This is a genomic window from Isoptericola sp. F-RaC21 (genome assembly GCF_038593535.1).
GTDB lineage: Bacteria > Actinomycetota > Actinomycetes > Actinomycetales > Cellulomonadaceae > Isoptericola.
The window spans coordinates 788,210-798,404 of the sequence record NZ_JBCFYX010000001.1 but is presented as its reverse complement, the minus strand read 5'-3'; the positions used below and the strand labels follow the sequence as shown (position 1 = coordinate 798,404).

Here is a 10,195-nt window from a genome sequence, read left to right as displayed (position 1 = left end):
GCCCCCACAACGCCGAACAGGCGGTTGCGCACACTCTCGGTCCCGAGAGCGTGCGCAACCGCCTGTTCGGCGATCGAGGGATCTCAGATCAGCAGCGTCGGCTTGATGTCGACGAGCCGGCCCAGCAGGCCGTTGACGAACGACGGCGAGTCGTCCGTCGAGAGCTGCCCGGCGAGGTCGACCGCCTCGTCCACGGCGACGGCGTCGGGGACGTCGTCGTTGTAGAGCAGCTCCCAGGTGCCGATCCGCAGCAGCGCCCGGTCGACCGCGGGCATGCGGTCCACCGTCCAGCCCTGCGAGTAGGTGGCCAGCAGCTCGTCGATGCGCTCGCGGTGGGCGGCGACGCCCTCGACGAGGTCGACCGTGTACTGCGGCACCGCCGCCTCGGTGTGCGGCTCGATCACGCGGTCGGCGACCAGCACCTGCGGGTCCAGCCCGCGCTGCTCCGCCTCGAAGAGGATGTCGACGGCGCGCTTGCGCGCCTTGGTCCGTGCGCCCATGTCAGCAGGCGCCCGTCAGTCGTTCACGCGGCCCAGGTACGACCCGTCACGCGTGTCGACCTTGACCTTGGTGCCCTGCTCGAGGAACAGCGGGACCTGGATCTCCGCGCCCGTCTCGAGCGTGGCGGGCTTGGTGCCGCCGGTGGAGCGGTCGCCCTGCAGGCCGGGCTCCGTGTACGTGATCTCGAGGACCACGGACGAGGGCAGCTCGACGTACAGCGGCGTGCCGTCGTTCGACGCGACCATGATGTTCATGCCCTCGAGCATGTAGTTCGCCGCGTCGCCGACGGTGGCGCCGGGCACGGTGATCTGGTCGTAGGTGTCGGTGTCCATGAAGACGTAGTCGGCGCCGTCCATGTACAGGTACTGGAAGTCGCGGCGGTCCACGTTCGCGGTCTCGACCTTGGTGCCCGCGTTGAAGGTCTTGTCGACGACCTTGCCCGACAGGACGTTCTTCATCTTGGTGCGGACGAACGCGCCACCCTTGCCCGGCTTGACGTGCTGGAACTCGATGATCGTCCAGAGCTGACCGTCGATGCGGAGCACGGTGCCGTTCTTGATGTCGTTGGAGGTAGCCACGTTTCTTGTTCGTCCTCGGGGTCGGGTGCTGAGCGGATGACGTGCAGATGTCGACGTTCCGGGCCGCAGAGGGCCCGAGACATTCTACAGCGCGTCTACAGCCCCACCAGCAGCACGTGCCCCGCGATGCCGAGCGCCGCGGACCACGCGAGCGACGCCAGCGTGCCGACGACGAACCGCTCGCTCGCGACGGGGTGCTCGCGCAGCTCGGGGAACCTGCCGAGCCCCTTGACCGCGACCACCACGGCCACACCCTCCGGGTAGCCGGCCAGCAGCGAGCCCGTGACGCACAGCCGCTCGAGCAGCCCGATCCAGGTGCCGCCGCGCAGCACCGCGACCGCCTCGGCCGCCGCCTGCGGTTCCCGCTCGGCGTGCCGCAGCACCCAGGGCACGAGCCAGGCCCCGCCGCCCACGCTGGCCGCCAGGCCCACGACCCAGACCGCGACGTCCGCCGCCACAGCTCCGAAGCTCACCGCGCGCTCCCCTCCCCTGCCCCGTCCGTGCCGTCCGGGTCGTCGTCCCGGCCGGAGTCGTCCGGGCCATCGTCCGGGTCGGCGCCCGCCGCCCGCAGCAGGCGCGCCGCCAGCGGCCGGGCGGCCGCGTCCTCGGCCCACAGCGCCGCGCGCAGCCGTTGGCTCACCGCCTGCTCGCTGACCCCCAGTGCCGCGGCCGAGGCCCGCTGCGGCGCCGGGCCCCGCTGCGCGACGAGCGTGTCGACGGCCTCCCACCCTGCCGCGGAACGGCGCGCGACGACGGCCCCGAGCAGGTGCAGGAGCGCCTGCGCGTCCGCGGCGACGGTCGCGCGCGGTTCCTCGTCCGGCCCCACGACGGCCAGGGGCACGCTGCCGCGACCGCGCCGCTTCGCCCGGTCGACGGCCGTCCGTGCCCGGACGAACGCCGGGCCGGACGCCGCGCGCGACACCTCCGGCAGCGGCCGGTCGACGGCGCCGAGCCCGACGCCGACCGACCAGCCGCCGTCGCGCACCAGGTCGAGGACGAGGTCCACGGCCAGCGCGGCGCCGTCGTCGTCCGCGGCCAGCACGCCCTGCAGCTCGTCCCCGACCGTCCGGTCGAACGGCAGCACGACGCCGGGCCTCCCGCTCGACCGCGCGCCGACGAGCGCGAGGGCCTCGGGCACGCGGTCGGGCCCCCGGGTGCTGCCCCGCTGGTCCGCAGTCAGGACGATCATCGTTCAAGGCTAGGACCTTGTGCATGCATCGACAAGCCTCACACCTTGGGAGAGCTCAAGGCTGTGTCCCTGATCCGGGACGCTTCAGGACTGGAGCTTGTGCGCGAGGGCGCCGAGGGCCAGCCGGTACGAGTCGAAGCCGAAGCCCGCGATCGTCCCCGTCGCGATGCCCGCCACCACGGAGTAGTGCCGGAACGACTCGCGCGAGGCGGGGTTCGACAGGTGCACCTCGACGAGCAGCAGCCCGGACGTCGTCACCTGGGCGGCGGCGTCGCGCAGCGCGTAGCTGTAGTGCGTGAAGGCGGCGGGGTTGAGCACCACGTGCGCGCGCGAGTCCACCGCCTCGTGCAGCCAGCCCACCAGCTCGGACTCGTCGTCCGTCTGGCGCACGTCCACGGTGACGCCCAGCTCGCTCCCCCAGACCGCGGCCTCCCGCTCGAGGTCGGCCATGGACGCATGACCGTAGATCTCCGGCTCGCGCACGCCGAGCCGACCGAGGTTGGGACCGTTGAGGACGAGGACGTGAGTCATGGCCCGAGGGTACGGCGGCATCGCGACCGCCGTCCGGGCCGTCCGTGACCGCGCCGCCCTCCGACCGGTCACTCCGGCTCGTCGACGAGCAGCCGCCGCGGGCCGGGGCCGTCGTCGCCGAGCGCGTCGCGCGGGTTGGCGAGCACGCACCGGCTCAGGGACAGGCAGCCGCAGCCGATGCAGTCGGTGAGGTCGTCGCGCAGGCGCTCGAGCTGCTCGATGCGCGCGTCGAGGTCCGCGCGCCAGGCCTTCGACAACCGCTCCCAGTCCCGGACGTTCGGGGCACGGTCGGCGGGCAGCGTGTCGAGGGCCTCCGCGATGCGCGCCAGCGGGATGCCCACGCGCTGGGAGACGCGGATGAAGGAGACCCGGCGCAGGACGTCACGCCGATAGCGGCGCTGGTTGCCCGACGTACGACGGCTGGCGATCAGACCGCGCCGCTCGTAGAAGTGCAGGGCGGAGACGGCGACGCCGCTGCGCGCGGCCACCTCGCCGACGGTCAGCTCGACGTGGTCCCACGGGACCTTTTCGGTGGCGTGCTCCGGCACGATCGACGTCCTTCCCGTGCGGCGGCTCTGCGACCCTTGACCTCAACCATAGTTCAGGTCACAGCATGGCCGCATGGACGCCATCCGACACCACACCTACGGCCCGCCCGAGACCCTCGTCCTCGAGCAGGTCCCCGACCCCGTGCCCGGATCGGGCGAGGTCCTCGTCGCCGCGCGCGTGCACGGCGTGCACCTCCTGGACACCACCCTGCGCCGGGGAAAGTCCTCCGGCCCGCTGCCGGCACCGCACCTGCCCGCGATCCCCGGGCGGGAGGTCGCGGGGACGGTGGTCGCCGTCGGCCCCGACGTCGAGGAGGGCTGGCGCGGGGCACGGGTCGCCGCCCACCTCGGCGCCACCCCGGACGGCGGTGGGTATGCGCGGCTCGCCGTCGCGCCCGTCGAGGCGCTGCACCGCCTGCCCGACCGGCTCGACCTCGCGGACGCCGTCGCGATGATCGGCACGGGCCGGATGGCGCTCATGACGCTGGAGGTCGCGCAGCTCCGCCCGGACGACGTCGTGGTGGTCACGGCCGCGGCCGGCGGGCTCGGCTCCCTGTTCGTGCAGTCGGCGATCGGGGCCGGCGCGCGGGTCCTCGCCCTGGCCGGTGGCGCGCGGAAGGTCCGGGCGGTGCGCGGGCTCCTGCCCGACGCCGGGCAGCGGCTCGCCGTCGTCGACGTGTCCGCGGACGGCTGGCCCGCAGACGCGCGGCGCGCGCTCGGGCGTCTGCGCGCCGCGACCGCGTCGGTGCTGATCGACGGCGTGGGCGGCGACCTCGGCGGCGAGGCGGCCGCGCTGCTCGGGGCCGGCGGCCGGCTGGTCGTGCAGGGCTGGGCCTCCGGGAGCCCGAACCCCGTGGCCGCGAGCGCCGTCACCCCGGCGGGCGACCCCGTCGAGGTGCGGCCGGTCGTCGGCCCGGGCGCGCCGGCGTTCGGGGACCTGCGCGCCTACCAGCGGCGTGCACTGGAGCGGGCCGCGTCGGGCGCCTGGCGCGTGCTCACCCACCGGGTCGCCTTCGCGGAGGCGGCGCGGGCGCACCGGGAGCTGGAGGAGCGCCGCACGGTCGGGAAGGTGGTCCTCGGGTGACCGGCATCCTGCTCGACCCGTGCGCGCAGCGCACGGTGCTGGTCGGCATGGTCGCGTACGTCGCGCTGGGGGCGTTCGAGTCCCTGGCGGTCTCGACGGCGATGCCGACCGTGGCGGCCGAGCTGGACGGCCTGCGCCTGTACACGCTCGCGTTCGCGGCGTCGTCCGCCGCGGGGGTGGCGGGGATGCTCGTCGCCGGCCCGTGGACGGACCGGCACGGGCCGACGCCGCCGCTGTGGGCGGGCATCGCGCTGTTCCTCACGGGGCTGGTGGTGGCGGGGCTCGCGCCGACCATGCCGGTGCTGCTCGCCGGCCGCACGCTGCAGGGCGCGGGCACGGGTCTCGAGGGGGTGGCGCTGTTCGTGCTCGTGGCGCGCGTGTTCCCCGAGGAGCGGCGGGCGAAGGTCTTCGCGTGGTTCGCGGCGGCCTGGGTGGTGCCCGGAGTGGTGGGGCCGCTGCTCGCCGGGGCGGTGACGCAGTACCTCGGGTGGCGGTGGGTGTTCCTCGCCGTGCCGGTGCTGGCGGTCCCGGCGCTGCTCGCGCTCCGCCCGGGCCTGGCCGCGGCCCGGGGCGCACGCGCCTCGGCCGGCGAGGTCGCGCCGGATCGCGGTGCGGGGTCGGGCCCGGGCGCGGCCTGGCGTCCCGTCGCGCGGGCGGTGCTGCGCGGGTCGCGCGGGCTGGGCACGGTCGTGCTGGTCCGTGCGCTGGTGGCGGCGGCGTTCGTCGGCGCGGAGGTGCTGCTCCCGCTGGCCCTCACCCGGGAGCGCGGCCTGCCCCCGGCCTTCGCCGGCGCCGTCCTCACCCTGAGCGTCCTCGGCTGGTCGGCCGGGTCGTGGGTGCGGGGACGCGGTGTGCGCGGGCTGTCGCACGCCGGCTACCTGCGCGTCGGGGGCGCGTCGCTCGTGCTGGGCACGGCGGGTGTCGCGCTCCTCGCGGCGCCGGGGGTGCCCTTGGCGGCGGCCGCCGCCCCCTGGGTGCTCAGCGGGCTCGGCATGGGCCTGTCGTACCCCACGCTCAACCTCCTCGTGCTGGACCTCGCGCCGCCGTCGGCGCAGGGGGTCTCGATGTCGGCGCTCCAGGTGGCCGACGCCGTCGCCTCCGCACTGGCGCTCGCGGGCACCGGCGCTCTGCTGTGGGCGCTGCACGACCGGGTGGGGGCGGCCGCGTACGCGGTGTGCCTCGGCCTGGCGGCGGCGCTCGCTCTGGTTGCGACGGTGCTCGCGGGCCGCACGCGCCCGCGCCGCACCGGCATCGCCGGCGCGGCCCGGGGGGCCGTCGGTGTCACGAATTCCGTCGACTTCCCGTCGGGTGTACGGGATGCTGCCGATGAGGACGCGGCCCCCGCACGGTCCTCCTGAGTGCACCCCACCCCGCACGGTCGTCCCCCGACGAGGAGCCCCGATGTCCCACCCCACGAATCCCCCCACCACCCCTGCCCCGACGCCTGCGCTCTCCGCGGCCGCACTCAGGGCGGCTCTCGGCGCCACCACGCCCGTCGTCGCCCCCGATGACGACGACTACGGCGCGGCCCGGGCGATCGAGCCCGGCGGCGTCGAGCAGCGGCCGGCGGCCGTCGTCCGCCCCGCCGACACCGACGCGGTCGCCCGTGCCGTGCGCCTCGCGCGCGACGCCGGCGCCGAGGTCTCCGTCCGCTCGGGCGGGCACTCGGTGTTCGGGCTCGGCTCCGCCGACGGCGCGCTGACGCTCGACCTGCGCGGCCTGGACGGCGTCGAGATCGACGTCGGCGGCCGGACCGCGTGGGCCGGCGGCGGGATCACCGCGGGCGCGTACTCGCGCGCCGCCGGCGAGCACGGACTCGCGACGCCGTTCGGCGACACCGGCACGGTGGGCGTCGGCGGCATCACGCTGGGCGGGGGCGTCGGGCTGCTGTCCCGGTCCCTCGGCATGACCATCGACAGCCTGCTCGGCGCCGAGGTCGTCACGGCCGACGGCGAGGTGGTGCGCGCCGACGCCGACCACGAGCCCGACCTGTTCTGGGCGCTGCGCGGCGGCGGCGGCAACTTCGGCGTCGTGACCCGGTTCCGGTTCGCCCTGCACGAGGTGTCGCAGGTGGTCGGCGGGGTGCTGCTGATGCCCGCGACGCCCGAGGCGGTCGCCGGGGTGGTCGCGGCGGCGGACGCGGCGCCCCCGGGCCTCACGATGGTCGTCATGGTCATGCCGGCGCCGCCGATGCCGATGATCCCGGCGGACTGGCACGGTCGCCTCGTCGTGATGGCGAACGCCTGCTGGTCGGGCCCTCTCGACGAGGCGGACGCCGCCCTCGCACCCTTGCGCGACGTCGCCGCCCGTGCGGGCGGCGCGCTGCTCGACGGCCTGCGGACCGCGCCGTACCCCAGCCTGCTGGAAGGCGGTCCCCAGGGCGGGCCGGTCGTCGCCACGGGCCGCACGTTCTTCGCGGACGGGCTCGACGAGGCCGCGGCGACGCACCTGCTGGAGCAGCTGGAGGGCTCCGACGCGATGATGCGCGCGGCGCAGCTGCGCGTGCTCGGGGGCGCGGTGGCCGACGTCCCCGCGGACGCCACGGCGTACGCCCACCGCGCGGCGCGGGTGATCGGCAACGTCGCGGCGGTCGCCCCCGACGCTGCCACCGCCGCCGGGTACACGCCCTGGGTGGACGCGCTCGCCGCCCGCCTGCGCGGCGCGGACGGCGCGTACGTGAACTTCAGCGTCGACGGCGGGCTCGACGTCGCGCGCGCGGCCTACCCCGGCGCGACCTGGGACCGCCTGCTCGACGTCAAGCGCCGCTACGACCCCCAGAACGTGTTCCGCGGCAACGTCAACGTGCCGCCGGCGTAGCAGACGCCAGGTGGGCCGCCGGCGACCGAGCAGGTCAGCGCGACCGCGCGTCGATCTCGTCGCGCCGGGCGAGCACGAGCCGGTCGACGACGTCGTCCGGCAGCGGCGCGTCCGGCTGGAAGGAGACGGACCCCTTGGTGGTGCGGAACTCCGCCAGGTCGCCCGCGAGCGCCGCGACCACGTCGGGGCTGAACGGGTAGAGGCCGACGTGCGTGCGCGTCACCATGGCGCTCACCAGCGGGCTGCCGCGGTAGCGCAGGGCCGGCATGCCGTAGCTGCGGCCCTCGTCGGCGTCGGGCACGAGCGCGCGGGCACGGGCGTACACGCGCGCCACGGCGTCGTGCTCGGGTCCGGACAGGGTGGTCAGGTAGTCCTCGACGTCTCCCACGGGCCCATCGTGCGGTGTCACGTCGCGGTTCGCCACGCCGTCGGCAGTGCAGGGCTCACGGACCGCACGGGGGAAGGATGCGCAGCATGCCACGCACGGACACGTCGCGACGACGCAGGGGCCACGCCGGCCGCACCGACCGCACGGCTCCCGCCACCGCCACCGACACCGACCTCGAGGACCTGCGGCGCGTCGCGTTCGGCGCCGCGTACCGGATGCTCGGCAGCGTCACCGAGGCGGAGGACGTCGCCCAGGAGGCGATGGTGCGCGTCGCCCCCGTGGGGGTGGTCGACGCCGCGGTGCTGAACCCGGCCGCGTACACGACGACGGTGGCGACGCGGATCGCGCTGGACGTGCTGCGCTCCGCGCGGGTGCGGCGCGAGTCGTACGTGGGCGAGTGGGTGCCCGAGCCGCTCGTGGGCGACGTCGTCGCGGCCGGCTCGGCGGGCAGGGAGGGCGCCGCGCACGCGGAGCTGGCGGACGACCTGTCGACGGCGTTCCTGGTGCTCCTGGAGGAGCTGACGCCGGCCGAGCGGGCGGCCTTCCTGCTGCACGACGTGTTCGGCTACCCGCACCGGGAGTCGGCCCAGGTGATCGGGACGACGGAGCTGGCGGCCCGCCAGCTCGCGTCGCGGGCGCGGCGCCGGGTGGCCGCCCGGCGGCACGAGACCCCCGACGAGCGTGCCGGGCGCCCGGACCCGCACGCCGCCGAGCTGGTGCGCCGGTTCATCGCGGCGACGGAGGAGGGCGACGTCGAGGCGCTGGTCGAGCTCCTGGCCGACGACGTCTCGCTGACCGGCGACGGGGGCGGGAAGGTGCCCGTCGGGCTGGCGGTGTCGCGCCCGGTGTCGGGGAACGTGGCGGTCGCCCGGCTGCTGTCCGGGTTCGCGCGGCGCGGCGCGCCGGCCCGCCTGGAGGCGGCCGTGGTGAACGGCGGCCCGGGGATGATCGCCTACGCCGACGACGCGGTGGGCGGGGGCGTCATCGGCGCCTACTCGTTGCAGGTGACCGGCGGGCTCGTCACGCAGATCCACGGAGTGATCAACCCGGAGAAGCTGCAGCACCTGGCCCCGCTCGCGGACCTCGACGCCGTGGCGGCCGTGATCAGGGCCGCGGGCCCGCGCCGTCGGCCTCCGCGGGCTCCCGACGCCCCACCGTCACCCGGAGCATGAGCACCAGGCCCACGAGGATCACCGCGACGATCCCGAGGGTGCCCCAGATGGTGGCTCCCGTGAGCGCGATCAGCAGGGTCCACATCGACGGGGCGAGGAACGACACCGCTCGACCCGTCGTGGCGTAGAGGCCGAAGATCTCCGACTCGCGCCCGGCGGGCGCGACCCTCGCCAGCAGCGAGCGGGACGCCGCCTGCGCGGGGCCGACGAAGCAGGTCAGGGCGAGCCCGGCCACCCAGAACACCACGGGCCCGAGGGGGTGCAGCACGACGACGAGCAGGCCGCACGCCACGAGCCCGCTGAGCGAGCCGATGATCACGGCGCGCGGCCCGAACCGGTCGTCGAGCCGGCCGGCGAGGATCGTGCTCACGCCGGCGAGCAGGTTGGCGGCGATGCCGAAGAACACCACGGCGTCGTCCCCGAAGCGGAACGAGACCGCGGCGATGACCGCGCCGAAGGTGAAGACGGCGGACAGCCCGTCGCGGTAGACGGCGCTCGCGAGCAGGAACCAGAACGTGGGCCGCTCGTGCCGGTACAGGGCGACCACGTCGCGCACCAGCACGACGTAGCCGCGGAAGAAGCCCACGCGGGGGCGGTCGGCGGCGGCCGGGGCCTCGGGCACGTAGCGGAACAGGGGCCACGCGAACGCCACGGCCCACACGGCGCAGCCGACGGCGATGACCCGGTAGGCGAGGCCGTCGTCGGTGGGCATCCCCCACCAGTCGAACGTCGTCGCGACGACGACGACCACGAGCGCGACGATCCCCCCGAGGTAGCCGAGCCCCCACCCGAGCCCGGAGACCTTGCCGACGGTCGCGCGGGTGGACACCTGCACGAGCATGGCGTTGTAGTTCACGCCGGCGATCTCGCTCGCGACGCTGCCGAGGGACACGAGCGCGGCGCCCAGCACGAACCACACCGGGTCGGCGCGGACCGCGAACAGGGCCGCCATGGACGCCACCATGACGATGGTCGCGCCGCCGACCCAGGCCTTGCGGCGGCCCTCGACGTCGGCGCGGCGCCCCAGCACGGGCGCGAGCAGCGCGACCAGGAGGCCGCCGATCGTGATCCACAGGCCCAGGCCGCTCGTGAGCCCCGCCAGCGCGCGCTCGTGCGCCGGGTCGTCCGCGGGCAGCGCCGCCACCTCCGGCGCCAGGAACGCGTCGCTCGTGAGGTACAGGGCCGTGAAGACGAACGTGACGATCACGGTGTTGAACGGCTGTGTCGCCCAGTCCCACATCGCCCACGAGACCACCTGGCGGCGCGGGACGGCGGCCGGGGCGCCCGGCGCGGCGAGCCCTGCGGGCGGGGTGGCGGGGCGCGCGGAGCCCGGTGCGGCGTCGTGGTCGCTCATGGGCGTGCAGTCTGCCGGACGCAGGTGTCCGGA

The 10,195-nt window shown here is 75.8% G+C and carries 12 protein-coding genes; 4 read left to right on the top strand and 8 right to left on the bottom strand.

Features of this window, described 5'->3' with window-relative positions; all coding sequences use genetic code 11:
• Positions 1–83 precede the first annotated feature (83 nt).
• The 6 genes from nusB to soxR form a co-directional block, all read right to left on the bottom strand.
• Positions 84–500: a transcription antitermination factor NusB gene (gene nusB / locus AAG589_RS03710; RefSeq protein ID WP_430565886.1), complete on the bottom strand. Its 417-nt coding sequence runs from the start codon at positions 498–500 to the stop codon at positions 84–86.
• Positions 501–515: 15 nt separating this feature from the next.
• Positions 516–1,079: an elongation factor P gene (gene efp, locus AAG589_RS03705; RefSeq protein ID WP_430565885.1), complete on the bottom strand. Its 564-nt coding sequence runs from the start codon at positions 1,077–1,079 to the stop codon at positions 516–518.
• A 95-nt stretch (positions 1,080–1,174) separates the two neighbouring features.
• On the bottom strand, positions 1,175–1,552 hold the full coding sequence (locus AAG589_RS03700; RefSeq protein WP_430565884.1) for a hypothetical protein: 378 nt from the start codon (positions 1,550–1,552) through the stop codon (positions 1,175–1,177).
• Positions 1,549–2,268 (bottom strand): hypothetical protein, encoded by a 720-nt coding sequence (locus AAG589_RS03695; protein ID WP_430565883.1) that lies wholly within the window; start codon positions 2,266–2,268, stop codon positions 1,549–1,551. The genes AAG589_RS03700 and AAG589_RS03695 overlap by 4 nt, the downstream gene beginning before the upstream one ends.
• 84 nt (positions 2,269–2,352) lie before the next feature.
• Complete coding sequence (locus AAG589_RS03690) at positions 2,353–2,799, bottom strand: type II 3-dehydroquinate dehydratase (protein WP_430565882.1); 447 nt, start codon at positions 2,797–2,799, stop codon at positions 2,353–2,355.
• Between the two features lie 68 nt (positions 2,800–2,867).
• On the bottom strand, positions 2,868–3,347 hold the full coding sequence (gene soxR / locus AAG589_RS03685) for a redox-sensitive transcriptional activator SoxR (protein ID WP_430565881.1): 480 nt from the start codon (positions 3,345–3,347) through the stop codon (positions 2,868–2,870).
• Between the two features lie 73 nt (positions 3,348–3,420).
• Between soxR and AAG589_RS03680 the strand changes: the two genes are divergently transcribed.
• The 3 genes from AAG589_RS03680 to AAG589_RS03670 are packed head-to-tail and all read left to right on the top strand — an operon-like array spanning position 3,421 to position 7,248.
• Positions 3,421–4,431, top strand: coding sequence for an alcohol dehydrogenase catalytic domain-containing protein (locus tag AAG589_RS03680; RefSeq protein ID WP_430565880.1), 1,011 nt, complete (start codon positions 3,421–3,423; stop codon positions 4,429–4,431).
• Positions 4,428–5,789 (top strand): MFS transporter, encoded by a 1,362-nt coding sequence (locus tag AAG589_RS03675; RefSeq protein WP_430565879.1) that lies wholly within the window; start codon positions 4,428–4,430, stop codon positions 5,787–5,789. Before AAG589_RS03680 ends, AAG589_RS03675 begins: the two co-directional genes overlap by 4 nt.
• Before the next feature lie 43 nt (positions 5,790–5,832).
• Positions 5,833–7,248, top strand: coding sequence for an FAD-binding oxidoreductase (locus AAG589_RS03670; RefSeq protein WP_430565878.1), 1,416 nt, complete (start codon positions 5,833–5,835; stop codon positions 7,246–7,248).
• Between the two features lie 34 nt (positions 7,249–7,282).
• Here AAG589_RS03670 and AAG589_RS03665 read toward each other — a convergent pair whose 3' ends face one another.
• Positions 7,283–7,636, bottom strand: a complete 354-nt coding sequence (locus AAG589_RS03665) for an iron chaperone (protein ID WP_430565877.1) — start codon at positions 7,634–7,636, stop codon at positions 7,283–7,285.
• A gap of 86 nt (positions 7,637–7,722) precedes the next feature.
• Between AAG589_RS03665 and sigJ the strand changes: the two genes are divergently transcribed.
• Positions 7,723–8,808, top strand: a complete 1,086-nt coding sequence (gene sigJ / locus AAG589_RS03660; RefSeq protein ID WP_430565876.1) for an RNA polymerase sigma factor SigJ — start codon at positions 7,723–7,725, stop codon at positions 8,806–8,808.
• On the opposite strand, the gene AAG589_RS03655 is transcribed toward sigJ, so the two are convergent.
• The gene (locus tag AAG589_RS03655; RefSeq protein ID WP_430565875.1) at positions 8,741–10,162 is read right to left on the bottom strand and encodes an MFS transporter; all 1,422 of its coding nucleotides are present in this window, start codon (positions 10,160–10,162) and stop codon (positions 8,741–8,743) included. The two genes, sigJ and AAG589_RS03655, sit on opposite strands and share 68 nt — an antisense overlap.
• Positions 10,163–10,195: the final 33 nt, after the last annotated feature.

Coding starts and splice junctions, on each gene's coding strand:
- nusB (WP_430565886.1), bottom strand. CDS start 500: ATGGGCGCACGGACCAAGGCGCGCAAGCGCGCCGTCGACATCCTCTTC.
- AAG589_RS03695 (WP_430565883.1), bottom strand. CDS start 2,268: ATGATCGTCCTGACTGCGGACCAGCGGGGCAGCACCCGGGGGCCCGAC.
- AAG589_RS03690 (WP_430565882.1), bottom strand. CDS start 2,799: ATGACTCACGTCCTCGTCCTCAACGGTCCCAACCTCGGTCGGCTCGGC.
- AAG589_RS03680 (WP_430565880.1), top strand. CDS start 3,421: ATGGACGCCATCCGACACCACACCTACGGCCCGCCCGAGACCCTCGTC.
- AAG589_RS03670 (WP_430565878.1), top strand. CDS start 5,833: ATGTCCCACCCCACGAATCCCCCCACCACCCCTGCCCCGACGCCTGCG.
- sigJ (WP_430565876.1), top strand. CDS start 7,723: ATGCCACGCACGGACACGTCGCGACGACGCAGGGGCCACGCCGGCCGC.
- AAG589_RS03655 (WP_430565875.1), bottom strand. CDS start 10,162: ATGAGCGACCACGACGCCGCACCGGGCTCCGCGCGCCCCGCCACCCCG.